The 15,156-nt window shown below is 59.4% G+C and carries 17 protein-coding genes; 11 read left to right on the plus strand and 6 right to left on the minus strand.

From position 1 onward, the window contains the following. Nucleotides 1-130: 130 nt before the first annotated feature. The 5 genes from VSQ83_RS04535 to VSQ83_RS04555 form a co-directional block, all read right to left on the minus strand. On the minus strand, nt 131-772 hold the full coding sequence (locus tag VSQ83_RS04535; protein ID WP_133075874.1) for a glutathione binding-like protein: 642 nt from the start codon (nt 770-772) through the stop codon (nt 131-133). Nucleotides 773-973: 201 nt separating this feature from the next. Then, nucleotides 974-1,183, minus strand: coding sequence for an SEC-C metal-binding domain-containing protein (locus VSQ83_RS04540; protein ID WP_019823514.1), 210 nt, complete (start codon nt 1,181-1,183; stop codon nt 974-976). A 7-nt stretch (nt 1,184-1,190) separates the two neighbouring features. After that, complete coding sequence (locus VSQ83_RS04545; RefSeq protein ID WP_219260802.1) at nt 1,191-1,676, minus strand: LEA type 2 family protein; 486 nt, start codon at nt 1,674-1,676, stop codon at nt 1,191-1,193. A 34-nt stretch (nt 1,677-1,710) separates the two neighbouring features. Next, entirely contained in the window at nt 1,711-2,187 is a 477-nt protein-coding gene (locus VSQ83_RS04550; RefSeq protein WP_219260801.1) for a YchJ family protein, read from the minus strand. A gap of 4 nt (nt 2,188-2,191) precedes the next feature. Next, nucleotides 2,192-2,689 carry a DUF6231 family protein gene (locus VSQ83_RS04555; RefSeq protein WP_326425464.1) on the minus strand — a complete coding sequence of 166 codons (498 nt, stop codon included), beginning with the start codon at nt 2,687-2,689 and terminating at the stop codon, nt 2,192-2,194. A 146-nt stretch (nt 2,690-2,835) separates the two neighbouring features. Between VSQ83_RS04555 and VSQ83_RS04560 the strand changes: the two genes are divergently transcribed. From VSQ83_RS04560 to VSQ83_RS04570, 3 genes are all read left to right on the plus strand, one after another. Beyond that, nucleotides 2,836-3,528 carry an OmpA family protein gene (locus VSQ83_RS04560; protein ID WP_133075870.1) on the plus strand — a complete coding sequence of 231 codons (693 nt, stop codon included), beginning with the start codon at nt 2,836-2,838 and terminating at the stop codon, nt 3,526-3,528. Between the two features lie 138 nt (nt 3,529-3,666). Continuing rightward, a complete protein-coding gene (locus tag VSQ83_RS04565) occupies nt 3,667-3,936 on the plus strand; it encodes a DUF1145 domain-containing protein (protein WP_133075869.1) in 270 nt (89 codons plus the stop codon). Continuing rightward, nucleotides 3,929-4,687 carry a collagen-like protein gene (locus tag VSQ83_RS04570; RefSeq protein ID WP_133075868.1) on the plus strand — a complete coding sequence of 253 codons (759 nt, stop codon included), beginning with the start codon at nt 3,929-3,931 and terminating at the stop codon, nt 4,685-4,687. Before VSQ83_RS04565 ends, VSQ83_RS04570 begins: the two co-directional genes overlap by 8 nt. 58 nt (nt 4,688-4,745) lie before the next feature. Here the strand turns inward: VSQ83_RS04570 and VSQ83_RS04575 are convergent, their stop codons facing one another. Further along, nucleotides 4,746-5,210, minus strand: a complete 465-nt coding sequence (locus tag VSQ83_RS04575; RefSeq protein ID WP_133075867.1) for a CopD family protein — start codon at nt 5,208-5,210, stop codon at nt 4,746-4,748. A 98-nt stretch (nt 5,211-5,308) separates the two neighbouring features. Here VSQ83_RS04575 and dinG point away from each other — a divergent pair, with 98 nt between their 5' ends. The 8 genes from dinG to VSQ83_RS04615 all read left to right on the plus strand — a co-directional run bounded on the left by dinG (nt 5,309) and on the right by VSQ83_RS04615 (nt 15,129). Then, nucleotides 5,309-7,453, plus strand: coding sequence for an ATP-dependent DNA helicase DinG (gene dinG / locus VSQ83_RS04580; protein ID WP_326425466.1), 2,145 nt, complete (start codon nt 5,309-5,311; stop codon nt 7,451-7,453). 95 nt (nt 7,454-7,548) lie between these two features. Further along, entirely contained in the window at nt 7,549-9,912 is a 2,364-nt protein-coding gene (locus tag VSQ83_RS04585; protein WP_219260800.1) for a beta-galactosidase, read from the plus strand. Between the two features lie 111 nt (nt 9,913-10,023). Beyond that, on the plus strand, nt 10,024-11,169 hold the full coding sequence (locus VSQ83_RS04590) for a serine hydrolase domain-containing protein (RefSeq protein ID WP_326425468.1): 1,146 nt from the start codon (nt 10,024-10,026) through the stop codon (nt 11,167-11,169). 207 nt (nt 11,170-11,376) lie between these two features. Then, complete coding sequence (locus VSQ83_RS04595; RefSeq protein WP_326427682.1) at nt 11,377-12,522, plus strand: serine hydrolase domain-containing protein; 1,146 nt, start codon at nt 11,377-11,379, stop codon at nt 12,520-12,522. 108 nt (nt 12,523-12,630) lie between these two features. Beyond that, nucleotides 12,631-13,800, plus strand: coding sequence for an OmpA family protein (locus VSQ83_RS04600; protein WP_326398385.1), 1,170 nt, complete (start codon nt 12,631-12,633; stop codon nt 13,798-13,800). A gap of 23 nt (nt 13,801-13,823) precedes the next feature. After that, nucleotides 13,824-14,471 carry a pyridoxamine 5'-phosphate oxidase gene (pdxH, locus tag VSQ83_RS04605; protein WP_326425470.1) on the plus strand — a complete coding sequence of 216 codons (648 nt, stop codon included), beginning with the start codon at nt 13,824-13,826 and terminating at the stop codon, nt 14,469-14,471. Nucleotides 14,472-14,498: 27 nt separating this feature from the next. Then, nucleotides 14,499-14,660, plus strand: a complete 162-nt coding sequence (locus VSQ83_RS04610; RefSeq protein ID WP_219260795.1) for a hypothetical protein — start codon at nt 14,499-14,501, stop codon at nt 14,658-14,660. Between the two features lie 4 nt (nt 14,661-14,664). After that, nucleotides 14,665-15,129, plus strand: coding sequence for a glycine zipper 2TM domain-containing protein (locus tag VSQ83_RS04615; RefSeq protein ID WP_133075861.1), 465 nt, complete (start codon nt 14,665-14,667; stop codon nt 15,127-15,129). Nucleotides 15,130-15,156: the final 27 nt, after the last annotated feature.

Genomic DNA, 15,156 nt, shown 5'->3' on the forward strand with positions numbered 1-15,156 from the left:
TGACACCGTGCAAGCGCTATCTGTAGCCGTTTCCGCAGGCTGCGATAAGGCCCGCAGGGCCTTCAAATTCATAGAGCCGCTGCGCGGTCCGTTGCAGCCTGCGCCAGCGGCTATGCAAAGCCTGATCGGGTTACTTGGGCGGGTTGATTTTATCCACCAGCGCGTAGGCCCGTTCAGTGGCCGGGCGTGCCTTGATGCGCTGGAACCACACCTTCAGGGCAGGGAAATCGTCCAGGTTCTGGCCTTGCCACTCATGGGGCACGATCCACGGGTAAATCGCCATGTCGGCAATGCTGTACTCGGCCCCGGCCACAAAGTCCCGACCCTCCAGTTGTTTGTTCAAGACACCGTACAGGCGGGCCGTTTCATCGGTGTAGCGCTTCATCGCGTACGGGATTTTTTCCGGTGCGAAACGATTGAAGTGATGATTTTGCCCGGCCATGGGTCCCAGGCCGCCCATTTGCCAGAAAAGCCATTGCAGGGCCATCTGCCGACCGCGCAGATCCTTGGGCAAAAATTGCCCGGTTTTTTCCGCGAGGTACAACAAGATAGCGCCGGACTCGAACAGCGACAGCGGTTCGCCGCCGTCGGCCGGAGCCTGGTCGACAATGGCAGGGATGCGATTGTTTGGGGCGATCTTCAGGAAGTCCGGAGCGAACTGTTCATTTTTACCGATGTTGATCGGGTGAACCTTGTAGGGCAGGCCAGCTTCTTCAAGAAACAACGAGACTTTGTGGCCGTTGGGCGTGGTCCAGTAATAAAGATCGATCATGAAGGGCTCCAAAAGGAAATAATCACGCAGCAAGCAATGGCCGTCAGAGGTGGCCGTTGGCTGTGGGTTGTCAGTTTTACTCCCAAAAGAGCGTCGGATGAAAGCCGGTGATGGATTCTTGATCTGAATTTTCATTGCGCAAAAACACAAACGCCGCACATGCCCAAGGCAGGTGCGGCGTTTGCAGAGCGCCCCGTGGGATCAGGCGCCGTGGCACTTCTTGAATTTTTTGCTGCTGCCGCACGGGCAAGGGTCGTTGCGGCCAACGTCTTTCAGTTCGTTGCGCACAGGCTCTTGAGGTGCATGGCCGCAATGCGGGCCATGTACATGACCATTGTCGTGGTCATGGGTGTGGCCATGATCATGATCGTGGTTGCAGTCGGGGCCATGAACGTGGGGTTGTTGGGTCATTGCTCAATCACTCTGGAATAAAATCACCGGGGATTATCTCGCCTTTACGCGTCACGTGCACGTCGTAACCGTAGAACAGGCCGGTTTCAAGTGTGCCCTCAAACCGGTAGGGGATGGGCCGGTCGGGTGTTTCGAGCAATTTGACCAGGGGACGCACCTGTGGCCAGAGGTTGGTGCGAACCGGGATCGTGAATTCTGCCTGGCTGTTGGGTTCCACGCTGAACCAGTGTTCTCGTTCACCTTCAGTGAGTTTTATCGTGCCCAGGTACACGGTATAGCTCAGGCCCCGCACGGTGAGTGTGGAGTCATTGGGGTTATCGATCATGAAATGCAGCTTGAAGCGTTGTTCCAGTAATTTGGCCTGAACCAGTTCAACCCTGACCAGGCGTACGTCCGGGTCCTTGTCTGCGGAGTCAAACCAGGAGACGCATCCCGACAGCATCAGGACCATCGCCAGGGCAGTTGCTTTTATTATTCGAGCCCGAGCATCCATTCCTTACCCCTCAAAGTGCCAGAATCCGGTCAGCCTATTGACTGAAAAAGCCGGCACAGCATTTTTTGAATTTAAGGCCGCTGGTGCATGGGCATGCATCGTTGCGCCCAACCTTCAGCGGTACCGTGGGGTCGATGAAATACCAGCGGCCACAGCTTTGTACAAATGACGAGCGCTCGCGGTGGCTGTGCTCACCGTTGGCGTCATGCCAGCGTGCAGTAAAGGTCACAAATGCATGTTCAGGCTGACCGCCGAACACTTCGCTGACTTCGACCGTCAGGCCCAGCCAGGTACTTTGCGCGCTCCAGTCGGCAATGGACAGCCGATCGAGCCCGGTCTGCTGCACGGGCAAGGTGGTCGCGACCAGATAGTCGATCAGTCCCAGCACATAGGCGCTGTAACGCGAGCGCATCAGTGTTTCGGCGCTTGGGGCCGGATGACCGTCATGATAGTGCCCGCAGCAGGCGTCCAGAAGGTTGCCGCTGCCACAGGGGCAAATGGATGTACTCATCGGGTTACCACCAATACTTGCCAAAATTTTCCGGATTGGCCCAAAACCTGGCGTTGAGCCAGTCGGGTACTTGTTTGTACTCGCGAAGATCGTAAGTGAAAAGAGTCAGTACCTGCTCGTCACGCTGAAAGCGCTCATTACTTTGCAGGGCGAGTGCGAAAAAATCGGTTTCTTTCCAGTCGCAGGCCGTCAGATCCGCCAGCACGGCGATGCGGCTGGCATTGAGGTTGCGAATCCCTCCCAACAGCTCCAGACCTGTGCGTTTGGGCAGGTGTTCCAGGCAATCGATCACCAGGGCGAGGTCAAAGCGCTGTGCGCCAAGGTCCTGGGGCAGTGGGCCGGGCGCTGCGTGAGCGACCAGTGCCTGAGGGTGCGCAGCCTGAAAAGCGGCCAGTGCCGGGAAGCTGCTGGCGCCGACCACGAGCAAGCGTTGCGGCGCATAACGATCAAGCAGTGCTGCCAGCGCTTGCTGGGGCGTGCGTGTAGAAATACCGAGCGTCATCGAAAGTCCTCACTTAGAGCGTCCAAGACTAGCCTGCGCGAGCCTTGCGGCCTAGGGGTGCTGTCACGATGCTGGCGCATACCCCAACCGAGGTCTTTACTTTGCGGTGCATCGGCCAGACGCCGACCCTCAGGAGTGATCCCCTTATGAGCCTCATCAGAACAGCGTTACCTTTGGTTGTTCTCACCAGTGTTTTAACGGGCTGTGCCGGGTTGCAGAAAACCGATTGGCCCACCTGTGCCGCCGTCGGGGGTGTGGGCGGGGCGGCGTTGGGCGCGATAAACAGTTCAGCCTGGGCCGGGGGCGGTGCCCTGTTCGGCGCGGGCATGGCTGCCGCTTATTGCTGGGTTCACGGCGATGGCGATGCGGATGGCGATGGTGTACTGGATAGTCGCGACAAGTGCCCTGACACACCCAAGGGCGTGAAAGTCGATGACGTGGGCTGTCCGATTGTGGCCGTGGTTGTGGTGCAGGAAGTGGTCGTGGTCAAGGAAGAAGCGATTGTGGTGCGTGATGTGAATTTCGAATTCAACTCCGCCAAACTGACCGCGTCCGACAAGGACAAGCTCAATGTGATTGCTGCCCGCCTGAAAAAAGACGCAGCCAATGCGCAGCTCAAGGTCACCGGCTACACCGACAGCGTGGGTAATGAGGCATACAACCTCAAGCTGTCCAAACAGCGTGCGCAGTCAGTGGTCGAGTACTTGATCGAAAGCGGCGTGCCGCGCAGTCAGTTTGTCTCTGTGGCAGGTGCCGGCGAGGCGAACCCGATTGCCAGTAACCAGACCCCTGAAGGTCGGGCCCAAAACAGACGTACCGAGATCCTGATCGTTCGCTGAGCAGGCACCGGGTACTGAGGTTCGCCGCAGGTTTGATCACCAGGGTCAATTCTGCGGCGAAACTTTTTGTAAAGGTATCTGGCGCCGTGCTCCTGCAAGCCGTTACTGTGCGTCCAAAGAAAATCTGAAGGCGGATGTATGAAGATGCTTTGGGGGCTGGGTAAGGCATTGACGCTGGTGTTTTGGGGCGTGGTACTGATCAACCTGTACGATCCCTTGATCTACCCGTTCGATGTGTTGATTAACGCTGCTGGCAGTCTGTTGCTGCTGACCCACGCGCTTGAAATGCTGCTGTTCAAAGCCCGTCTGCAAGACCGGCCCCATCCCTGGCGTGATCGCCTGCTGATTATTGTGCTTGGAATTTTCCACGCCTACACCCTTGCTGAGCGAGAGCCCCGTCATGCGTAAGTTATGTTTGCTGGCTGCCCTGTGCAGCCCTTTTGCCCACGCTGACGTGGTACTGGTTGAAGCCAACTCGCTGATGCGCCTGCCCGCCAACGCCAGCGTGTTGCACCTGGAAAAACTCGACGTTGCAGATTACGGCACGTTATTGATTCCGGCCGGTGTCACTCAGGTCAACATCGACCAACTGCATTTGGGCCGCGAGGCGCGCATCACCCTCGTGCCGGCCGAACGCGGCATAGAGCTGCGGGTGGTCCGTGCCGAACTGGGCGAAGGCAGCCAGATCAATGCCCGCGGTGCCGCGGGCACCTTCGAAAAACCGGCACGGCCAGCACGGGACCTGAGCCTGCGCATCGAGTCACTGCAAGCGCCGCAACTGTCCATCGACGCCCGTGGTGGTACGGGGGCGCCGGGTTTTGTCGGGCTGGATGGCGGCAACGGTGAAAATCCGGGTTGTACCTGGGGTTCGGCGGGCTCAGGTGCCAATGGCGACAACGGTGGCAATGGCCAGCCGGGTGCAGCAGGGGGGCAGGTGCGGGTCGAACTGCCTCGTGACTACCCTGGCGAGCAGATCAACGTGCGGGTAGACGGTGGTGCGGGTGGCAAGCCCGGGGAAGCCGGACGCCCGGGCTCAGGCGGTAAATCCAAGGGTTGCATCGTGTACCGCACGGACGGCGGCAAATCGGGCCGTCCCGGTCTGGCCGGGCAGCCGGGTGAAGCGGGTACAGCGGGCGCGGTGACTCTTCAGCGGCTGTAATCCAGGCAAATTGTGGGAGCAAGCCTGCTCCCACACACATCGAAGTTAACCGTCAGACTCAGAAACCCGGCCGTGCCGCTGCAATGGCCACCAGTGCCAGGCCCACAAGCAGGTTGCACCCCACCAGTCGCCGGATCCGGCCCATCACCGCTGCGCCTTCTGCCCACGCCTGGGTCTCTACGGCCTTGCGCAATTCAGGCAATTGCAGCGACTGGATCCGGATAAACAGCGCCACCATCACGATGTACAGCCCCATCATGATCTGTACGTAGCGCGGAGCCGTTTCAAAACCGTTGAAGCGCATCTGCAGCAGGCCGACACCGCTGATCGGCAAAATCACCACCGCGACCCATACCCAGACAAAAAAACGTTGAAACACTTCAACCCACAGTTTTAACCGCGCAGGGCCTTCCAGGGCTGCGATTGCCGCCGGGCGCAGGATCATCCAGGCGAAAAACATGCCGCCCACCCAGATCAGGGCGGCCAATACATGCAGGCTGTAGGCGAGGGCAAAGGCGGTCATTGGGGTACTCCGTTCGGCGCGGGATGAATTAGCGGGGTATGATAGCGGCCATTCGAACCACTGAAAATTTATCCAGCGTTTCTTGCGCCCGAAGAATCATGATTAGTACCGAACTCAAAACCCAGATCCAGGGCGCTTATTCGCGTTTTCTCGAATCCAAAAGCCTTAAGCCCCGTTACGGCCAGCGTTTGATGATCGCTGAAGTGGCCAAGGTGCTGGGTGATATCGACACCGACGAAGAGAACCACCGCAGTGGCGATCCGGCTGTGGTCGCTGTAGAAGCGGGCACCGGCACCGGTAAAACCGTGGCCTATTGCCTGGCGGCCATTCCAGTGGCCAAGGCGGCAGGCAAGCGACTGGTAGTCGCCACCGCCACCGTCGCGCTGCAAGAGCAGATCGTCTACAAGGACCTGCCGGACCTGATGCGCAACAGCGGGCTGAATTTTACCTTCGCGCTGGCCAAGGGGCGTGGCCGCTACATGTGTCTGTCCAAACTCGACATGCTGCTGCAAGAGGGCCACGCGCAAACCGCGACGGCGCAGCTGTTCGAAGAAGAAGGCTTCAAGATCGAAGTCGATGAGGCCAGCCAGAAGCTGTTCACCAGCATGATTGAAAAACTGGCCGGCAATAAATGGGACGGCGACCGCGACAGCTGGCCCCAGGCGCTGGAAGACCAGGACTGGGCACGCCTGACCACCGATCACAGTCAATGCACCAACCGTCATTGCCCCAACTTCGGACAGTGTGCCTTTTACAAGGCCCGCGAAGGCATGAGCAAGGTGGACGTCATTGTCACCAACCACGACATGGTCCTGGCTGACCTCGCCCTGGGCGGTGGCGCTGTATTGCCTGACCCCCGAGACACGGTCTACGTGTTCGACGAAGGTCATCACCTGCCAGACAAGGCTATTGGCCATTTCGCCCATTACACCCGTTTGCGTTCAACGGCCGACTGGCTGGAGCAAACCGCCAAAAACCTCACCAAACTGCTTGCCCAACACCCATTGCCGGGCGACCTGGGCCGTTTGCTGGAGCAAGTGCCGGAGCTGGCCAAAGAGATCAAGGCCCAGCAGCAGTTCATGTTCGCGGCGTGTGAGCAAATTGCGGACTTTAAAGTGGGTGAAGAGCCAGAGGGCCGTGAGCGGCCCCGCCACCGCTTTATCGGCGGGTTGATTCCCGATCACATGCGTGAAATGGGTATCGAACTGAAAAAAGGCTTCTCGCGCCTGACGGATCTGTTCACCCGCCTGACCGAAATCCTCAAGGACGGCATGGACGGTGAGGTCAATATCGGCATCACCAGCAACCAGGCTGAAGAGTGGTATCCACTGTTTGGCAGCTTGCTGTCCCGTGCCCAGGGCAACTGGGAATTGTGGACTGCCTTTACCGTCGAAGACCCTGAAGACAACCCGCCAATGGCGCGCTGGCTGACCCTGGCTGAAAGCGGTTCGCTGTTTGATATCGAGGTCAATGCCAGCCCCATCCTTGCCGCTGAAATGCTGCGTCGCAACCTGTGGAACGTGGCTTATGGCGTCCTGGTGACATCGGCCACCCTGACCGCACTGGGCACGTTCGACCGTTTCCGCATGCGCGCAGGCCTGCCGAAAGCCGCCGTTACCGCCGTGGTGCCAAGCCCCTTCCATCACGCGGATGCGGGCGTATTGCGGGTGCCGGACCTTAAAGCCGATCCGCGTGACGCGACGACCCACACGGCGGCGATCATTCGTGAGCTGCCGGCACTGGTCGAAGGTTCGCGGGGCACCCTGGTGCTGTTTTCATCGCGCAAGCAAATGCAGGATGTGTTCGACGGCCTGGAGCGGGACTGGCGCAAGCAAGTGTTTATCCAGGGCAACCTGTCCAAGCAGGAAACCCTCAATAAACACAAGGCCCGGGTCGACGGTGGAGATTCCAGCGTATTGTTTGGCCTGGCCAGCTTTGCCGAGGGTGTGGACTTGCCCGGCGCCTATTGCGAGCACGTGGTCATCGCCAAAATCCCGTTCTCCGTGCCCGATGATCCCGTCGAGGCGGCGCTGGCGGAGTGGATCGAAGCCCGTGGCGGTAATCCCTTCATGGAGATCTCGGTGCCCGACGCTTCGCTGAAGCTGGTGCAGGCTTGCGGGCGGCTGCTGCGAACCGAACAGGATCGCGGCACGATCACTTTGCTGGACCGGCGACTGGTCACCCAGCGCTACGGCAAAGCCATCCTTAATGCATTGCCGCCTTTCAGGCGCGAAATTTCTTAAGTGCGAGTCGGCGTTATTGCCGACTTTGCTGTCTATGCTTTGACCTTCACCACCTCACAGGCCCGTTTTCGGCCGTTTGGGAGAGCCAGATCCATATGATTCGCCGTTCGCTGTCTGCTGTTTTTGCGTTGCTGGTTACGACCCCGCTGTTGGCGGCGCCTGCCGGTCAACAAACCCTGTTCAATTTCGTTCGCCCGGCAGATGTGGTGCAAGTGGCGACTACGGATGCGAGCTTGCCGCAATACAATGCGGAGCAAACGGCGGAAGGCGAAGTGCTGCGCCGCGTGATCTTCAACCCGGCCGCCGCGCCGAGCCTGCGGTTGACCCCGCAAACCGGAGTATGGGACTGGTCCCAGTCGGGGATGATGACCCTGCGCATCCAGAATGCGATGAACTGGGCGCTGACCCTGGACGTGACCGTGCAGAGCAGTAACGGCCAAACCCTGACCAGCCGTGTCGCACTGCCAGCAGGCCCGGCGCAGACTCTGCTGTTGCCATTGAAGGCCAATTCGCCTCGCAGCCAGGGCATGCGAGCCGGCCCGCCAATGCCGATGACAGTCGATGGCCAGCGCATCTTGCTGGCCGCCAGCACGGGTGACATCGATCTGAGCCAAGTGGTCTCGGTGAGCCTGTCGATCCCGCAACCGGCTGCTGCGCAAAGCATTCTGCTGGAGCGCTTCGGGGTGCAGGACGGTGAGGGCGTGATCAAAGCTGTTTATGGCTCGATCGTCGATGGCTACGGCCAGTCGACCCGTGCCAAATGGCCGGAGCGTGTGGCTAACGACGAGCAGCTCAAGGCGGCGGCAGCCAAGGAACAGCAACAACTCAAGGGCTGGCTGGCCGGACGTGCTGACCAGGATAAATATGGCGGCTGGCTCAAGGGACCAGGGTTTGAGGCGACCGGTTTTTTCCGCACCGAAAAACGTAACGGACGCTGGAACCTGATCACCCCCGAAGGTCATCCCTTTTACTCCTTGGGCCTGAACGCCGTGACGGCCAACGACAGTCAGACCTACGTCGCAGGCCGTGAGTGGATGTTCACCGACTTGCCCAAGGACGGCGCTGCGCTGGCCAGCTATTACGGTACCGCGGACAACAACAGCGGCAATGCGTCCACTCAGGGCAGGGGCTTCAACGCAGGTCGCTGGTACAACTTCTACGGTGCCAACCTGCAACGGATTTACGGCGAACCTTGCCCGTTGGCAAAAACCGAGCTAAAAACCGAGCCGGGCAGCGCCCCCGCCATTCCTTGTGCGCCTGAGGCCTTCGATGCCAAGCGCTGGCAAACCCATACCCTGGATCGACTGCAAGCCTGGGGGTTCAACACCATCGGCAACTGGAGCGACCCGCAGTTGGGCCTCAATGATCGCGTGCCGTATACCTTGCCGCTGTCGATTGTGGGTGACTACACCAGCATCAGTACCGGCGCCGACTGGTGGGGCGGCATGCCCGACCCGTTCGACCCGCGCTTTGCAATGGCCACCGAGCGCGCCGTGGCCATTGCTGCCCGTGACCATCGTGACGACCCGTGGTTGATCGGCTATTTCGCCGACAACGAACTGGCGTGGGCAGGCCCGGGTGATGATCCGAAATCCCGTTATGCGTTAGCCCTCGGCACGCTGCGCATGACCACCGACGCACCGGCCAAGCGCGCATTCCTCAAGCAATTGCGGGACAAGTACCGCAACCAGCAGGGCCTGTCCAAGGCCTGGGGTGTGGATATTCCGGCGTGGGAGCTCATGGAAGACCCGGGCTTCGAGGCGCCTTTGCCTAACGCCGAACACCCGGAAATCGAAGCCGATTACCAGTATTTCCAGAAAGTCTTCGCCGACACCTACTTCAAGACCATTGCTGACTCGCTGAAATGGCATGCCCCCAATCACTTGCTGCTGGGCGGGCGTTTCGCCGTCAGCACGCCAGAGGCCGTGGCATCCTGCGCCAAGTACTGCGATGTGCTGAGTTTCAACCTCTACACCCTGCAACCGCAGGACGGTTATGATTTTGCCAAGCTGCGCGAACTGGACAAACCGGTGATGATCACCGAGTTCAACTTTGGCTCCCGTGACCGCGGCCCGTTCTGGGGCGGTGTCACCGAAGTGGCCAACGAAGAGGCTCGCGGTCCGGCCTACAGCAAGTTCCTCAAACAGGCCGTGGCCGAGCCATCGATTGTCGGTGTGCACTGGTTCCAGTACCTGGACCAGCCGGTAACCGGTCGCCTGCTGGATGGCGAGAACGGTCACTTCGGCATGATCGGTATCACCGATTTGCCGTTTACCGGATTTGTCGACAGCGTACGCAAGTCCAACCTGCAAGCCCTCGACCAGTTGGGCCAGGAAGCGGCCAAAGCCCGGGCCGAGGAAGAAAAAGCCGCCAAGGCCCCCGTGCATGCAACCGACGACGGCAGCGGCGGACGCTCTGGCACAGGGCATGCGGGCGGTCATTCCGGCAAAGGTCACTGAGAGGTCAAACCCGATGGGCGGCGAAGTATTTCATCGCCCTGAAGGGTTTCTGCCTGTTCAATTCCCACTTTAAAACTAAGGTCCTTCACTCAACTGAATGGAGTCTTGGTCATGGAAGCTAAAGGGAAGTGTGCAAGTGGATTTGAGGCCGTTCAGCAAGCCTTCGAGGCGATCTTTGACGATCCGCAGGAACGTGGGGCAGGACTCTGTGTGCAGGTCGGTGGCGAGACGGTTGTCGATCTGTGGGCGGGTGTGGCGGACTTGGAGGGGCACAAGCCCTGGCGTCACGACACGCTGGTCAACACCTATTGCGGCATCAAGCCTTTCACCGCCATCGCGGCGCTGATGCTGGTCGAGGAGGGCAAGCTGGAGCTGGATCAGACGGTTGCCCACTATTGGCCGGAATTTTCCCAGGGCGGTAAAGGGCGCATCACATTGCGCCAGGTGCTGTGTCATACCTCCGGCATCCCCGCGCTGCGTTTGCCTAACCGCACGCCCATCATGTACGACTGGGATGCCATGGCCGAGGTCGTGGCAGCGGAGCCGCTGTGGTGGGAGCCCGGGACCGATGTAGGCTACGGCGCCACCACGTATGGCTGGATCGTTGGCGAATTGATACGCCGGGCCGATGGGCGAGACCCCTGCAGGTTTATTCGTGAACGGATTTCTGAGCCCAATGCTTTGGAAGTGCATATGGGCGTTGATTCGGAGCACTTTCATCGCATTGCTGCTTTTGAACGCGCTGAAGGGAGAACGGGCGATAACTACGCGCAAGACCTGCGCACCGTGATGGTCAGCGAGCCCGAGCATGTCGCGACCCTTGCCTTTACTAACCCCTCCAACGCGTCGAGGCAAACGTCGGACCCCCGTTGGTGGGCTTATCGCCATCCCGGTGTGAATGGCCACGGCACCGCTCATGGCCTGGCCGGGTTTTACAGTGCGTTGATGGGGGGGCGGCTGGTGGGGCCTGAACTGCTTGAAGAATTCACCCGCGAGCACAGTAACGATATAGACCGTACCCTGCTGCGGCCCATGCGCTATGGCCTGGGCTGCATGATGGAACAACCGGCCGATCCGGGAGCGTCACATCGCATGGGGCCAAAGGCTTTCGGCCATGTGGGGCTGGGTGGGCCGATATCCTTTGCCGACCCTGAGCGGGATGTAAGCTTTGGTTTCGTGACCACCACCATGGGCAGTCATGTGCTGATGGACCCGCGCGTGCAAAAACTGGCGCCTTTGGTCTACGCGGCACTTTAGGCCGGGTTGGCGATGTGTAGCCTCTGCCTTCTGCAGTGGCTACAAGCGTTCTATTTCACAAAAAATCCACTTTGGCGCTGATACTTTCAGCGCCGATTCAATAACGCCCAAAAATTGTGCGTCCAGAGCGCGTTGCTCTGTTTCAAAATCCTACCGGTGCTGGAACAATGCACGCCTTGTAGAGCCATGCAGATCCAGGAGGTGCGGGTGCAGATTCAGGGTTTTCACGACCTTAAGTTCGAAGCAGTACGCGAGGCGTTTGCTGATCTTTTCAATGATCCGCAAGAGCGCGGTGCGGCACTGTGCATCCAGATCGGTGGCGAAACGGTACTTGACGTGTGGGCCGGTACGGCTGACAAGGACGCAGAGCAACCGTGGCACACAGACACCATTGCCAATCTGTTTTCGTGCACCAAAACCTTTACGGCTGTCACCGCGCTGCAACTGGTGGAAGAGGGCAAGCTGGAACTTGATGTGCCCGTTGCCCGTTACTGGCCTGAGTTTGCGGCAGCGGGTAAAGAATCCATCACGTTGCGCCAGCTACTGAGCCATCGGGCCGGTTTGCCGGCGTTGCGTGAATTGATGCCGCCAATGGCATTGTATGAATGGCAGACCATGGTCGATGCGCTGGCCGCTGAAGCGCCCTGGTGGACACCAGGCGAAGGCCACGGCTATGCCGCGATCACCTATGGCTGGTTGGTGGGCGAGTTGATTCGCCGTGCCGACGGCCGCAGTGCGGGCCAGTCGATCATGGCACGAACGGCCAGGCCGCTTGGGCTGGACTTTCATGTCGGGCTGGCGGATGAAGAGTTTTACCGGGTGGCCCATATCGCCCGCAGCAAGGGGACGATGGGGGATGCGGCGGCGCAGCGTCTGCTGAAGGCGATGATGAACGAGCCCACCTCCATGAGCACACGGGCATTCACCAATCCGCCGTCGATCATGACCAGTACCAATAAGCCCGAATGGCGCCGGATGGAACAGCCTGCGGCCAATGGGCACGGTAACGCCCGCAGCCTGGCCGGGTTCTACAGTGGCTTGCTCGATGGCAGTCTGCTTGAAGCCGAAATGTTCGAGCAACTGACCCGCGAGCACAGCCTGGGCGAGGATAAAACCTTGCGCACCCAGACCCGTCTTGGATTGGGTTGCATGCTGGATCAGCCGAGCGTGCCTAACGCGACCTTCGGTTTAGGGCCCAAAGCCTTTGGCCATCCAGGTGCTGGCGGGTCGGTTGGCTTTGCCGACCCGGATTGTGAAGTGGCCTTTGGTTTTGTGACCAACACCATGGGGCCTTATGTTTTGATGGACCCAAGGGCTCAAAAGCTGGTCAAAGCCCTGGCGACGTGTATCTAGTCGGGTATTTGTAGGCCGTAGGTCGGAACCCTGTAGCTTTTATGAGTGCAACGTTTTTTTATGTAGGCTTATTGCCTCTTTATTCCTAATTCATTGTGTGGATATTCAATGTCATCTAATAAGACCCTAGCTCTGGCTCTCTGCCTGGCCATTACCGGTTGCGCACAAACTCCACAGAATGACGCCGAAGGTGGCCATAAGTGGTGGCAGTTGGGCTCATCCGACCAGGCGTCGACGCCTGCCGATAAAGGCACCAGTGCTGCGGCCAAACCGGCAGACGCCAAAGTAACGCCGCCCGTGGCCAAAGCTGCAGCTCCCGCTGCCAAGGCTCCGACGCCAGCACCGGCTGCCAAAACACCCGCTCCAGCTGCCGCTGCCGTTGCCCAAGACAGTGGCTCCAGCTGGTGGCCATTCGGTTCTGACTCCGCCAAGAAAGACGCCCCGGTTGAAAAGGAAAAAGTGGCAGCCGTTGTCGCACCTGCTGGCGCGTCAACCTCTACCAAAAATTGGTGGTGGCCGTTCGGTGGCGATGACAAAGCGTCCAAAACTGCCCCGGTTGGCGTGATCCCGATGCCAGACCCGAAAATCACTCAAGCCTGGCTGGATGAATACGAGCCGCGCCTGCGTGTCGCGATCAAGGACACCAACCTGCAACTGGAACGCCGTGAAAACCTGCTGATCATCGTGGCTTCGGCTGACAGCTCGTTCAAGGCGACCCGTCCTGACTTGCTGATGCCGTCGATGCTGGGCCCGTTCACTCGCGTTGCCAAAGTCGTTGAAGGCGATCCAAAAACTGCCGTGTTGGTGTTGGGGCATGCGGACTCTGCAGGCGCTATGGCCGCCAATACCCGTTTGAGCCTGGATCGCGCCAAGTCAGTGGCCGCCATCTTCCGCATGAGCGGTTTGCAAGGTAACCGCCTGACTTTGCGTGGCATGGGTTCTGTGATGCCGCGCGCAGCCAACGACAGTAATGAAGGTCGTGCGTTGAACCGTCGGGTTGAAATCCTGATGACGCCGCAAGCCACGATGGTCGCGCTGGTCAGCAAATACAGCCAGCCAGCCTTGTCGCCCGCTGAACTGGTTGCTGTGCAGCCTGCAGTTCCACCTTCTGTAGCCAAGAAGAACGCAGCGGCACCGGCCAAGAAAGGCGTTGTAGCCAAGAAGGCGGCACCGGCCAAAAAAGCAGTGAAGCCAGCGCCAGCCAAGAAGCCGGTCGTGGCTAAAGCCAAAGCGGCTGCGGACAAGAAAGTTGCCGCCAACGATCAGACCAAGAACTGATTGATTCAGGGAAGGATTGCGGCATGACTCAAGCATTGGCAGATATGCGACGTGATTACACCCGTGACGGGCTGGCCGAGGCTCAAGCCCCGGCCGAGCCCTTCGCGCTGTTTCATCAGTGGTTCAACGACGCGGTCAAAACCGAACAGCCACCGGTCGAGGCGAATGCCATGACCCTGGCCACCGTCGATGCCGAGGGGCGTCCGCATTGCCGTGTGCTTTTGCTCAAAGGTCTGGATGAACAGGGATTTACCTTTTTCACCAATTACACCAGCGCCAAAGGCCAGCAACTCGCTGAGCGCCCGTTCGCGGCCATGACTTTTTTCTGGCCAACCCTGGAGCGTCAAGTGCGCATCGAGGGGCAAGTGGTCAAGGTCACGCCCCAAGAGTCCGATGCCTATTATCAGGTTCGACCTCTAGGCAGCCGGATCGGAGCCTGGGCTTCGCCGCAAAGCCAGGTGATTGCGGATCGTGACGAGCTGGTCGGTTTGCTCAAGGCCACCGAGGCGCGGTTCAGCGACACCCAGCCCCATTGCCCCGAGCACTGGGGCGGCTACCGGTTGTTGCCCCAGCGCATTGAATTCTGGCAGGGGCGGCCAAGCCGTCTGCATGATCGCCTTAACTATCGGCGTGAAGGGACTGAGTGGACTCGAGAGCGCCTGGCGCCTTAACGACGTTACTTGCGAGGGTGGCGCGCAATGCAAGATGATTATTTCGCGCTACTCTTTGCTGAAGTTTTGAAACGGCGAAACGGTTCTGTTTTTACTGTACAGACGCTGAATAAAGCCTTTTTACCCGCGCTGTACCGTGACAGGTCCCCGGCTGCGGAGTTTAATGAATCCCTGATCTTTTGGAGTTGATCCTATGCGTAAGTCTGTTCTGTTGGTTGCCGCTTTTTCTACCATGACTGTCTTGTTGGGCGGCTGCACCTCCAACCTGACCGGCGATACCTACTCCCGTGACGAAGCTCGACGTGTACAAACCGTTCGTATGGGCACCATCGTTGCCTTGCGTCCGGTGCAGATTGAAGGCACCAAGACTCCGATCGGCGCTGCAACCGGCGCTATCGTGGGCGGTGTGGGCGGCAGCGCCATCGGCGGTGGCCGTGGCAGCATCGTGACAGCTGTTATCGGCGCAGTAGCCGGTGGCCTGCTGGGTTCTGCGGCCGAATCGGGCCTGACCAAGACCCAGGGCGTAGAAATCACCGTACGTGAAGACGACGGCAGCACCCGTGCCTATGTGCAGCAGGTTGAGCCGAACCAGGTGTTCCGTACCGGTGAGCGCGTGCGCATCATGACCGTTGATGGCACCAGCCGCGTTACCCAGTAAACCGGGCGGCAGCGCTAAAACAAAACC

It is taken from the genome of Pseudomonas sp. DSV-1 (assembly GCF_035830915.1).
In the GTDB taxonomy this organism is placed as follows: domain Bacteria; phylum Pseudomonadota; class Gammaproteobacteria; order Pseudomonadales; family Pseudomonadaceae; genus Aquipseudomonas.

Coding starts and splice junctions, on each gene's coding strand:
- VSQ83_RS04535 (WP_133075874.1), bottom strand. CDS start 772: ATGATCGATCTTTATTACTGGACCACGCCCAACGGCCACAAAGTCTCG.
- VSQ83_RS04565 (WP_133075869.1), top strand. CDS start 3,667: ATGAAGATGCTTTGGGGGCTGGGTAAGGCATTGACGCTGGTGTTTTGG.
- VSQ83_RS04545 (WP_219260802.1), bottom strand. CDS start 1,676: ATGGATGCTCGGGCTCGAATAATAAAAGCAACTGCCCTGGCGATGGTC.
- VSQ83_RS04585 (WP_219260800.1), top strand. CDS start 7,549: ATGATTCGCCGTTCGCTGTCTGCTGTTTTTGCGTTGCTGGTTACGACC.
- VSQ83_RS04555 (WP_326425464.1), bottom strand. CDS start 2,689: ATGACGCTCGGTATTTCTACACGCACGCCCCAGCAAGCGCTGGCAGCA.
- pdxH (WP_326425470.1), top strand. CDS start 13,824: ATGACTCAAGCATTGGCAGATATGCGACGTGATTACACCCGTGACGGG.
- VSQ83_RS04550 (WP_219260801.1), bottom strand. CDS start 2,187: ATGAGTACATCCATTTGCCCCTGTGGCAGCGGCAACCTTCTGGACGCC.
- VSQ83_RS04575 (WP_133075867.1), bottom strand. CDS start 5,210: ATGACCGCCTTTGCCCTCGCCTACAGCCTGCATGTATTGGCCGCCCTG.
- dinG (WP_326425466.1), top strand. CDS start 5,309: ATGATTAGTACCGAACTCAAAACCCAGATCCAGGGCGCTTATTCGCGT.
- VSQ83_RS04560 (WP_133075870.1), top strand. CDS start 2,836: ATGAGCCTCATCAGAACAGCGTTACCTTTGGTTGTTCTCACCAGTGTT.
- VSQ83_RS04540 (WP_019823514.1), bottom strand. CDS start 1,183: ATGACCCAACAACCCCACGTTCATGGCCCCGACTGCAACCACGATCAT.
- VSQ83_RS04610 (WP_219260795.1), top strand. CDS start 14,499: ATGCAAGATGATTATTTCGCGCTACTCTTTGCTGAAGTTTTGAAACGG.
- VSQ83_RS04615 (WP_133075861.1), top strand. CDS start 14,665: ATGCGTAAGTCTGTTCTGTTGGTTGCCGCTTTTTCTACCATGACTGTC.
- VSQ83_RS04600 (WP_326398385.1), top strand. CDS start 12,631: ATGTCATCTAATAAGACCCTAGCTCTGGCTCTCTGCCTGGCCATTACC.
- VSQ83_RS04570 (WP_133075868.1), top strand. CDS start 3,929: ATGCGTAAGTTATGTTTGCTGGCTGCCCTGTGCAGCCCTTTTGCCCAC.
- VSQ83_RS04590 (WP_326425468.1), top strand. CDS start 10,024: ATGGAAGCTAAAGGGAAGTGTGCAAGTGGATTTGAGGCCGTTCAGCAA.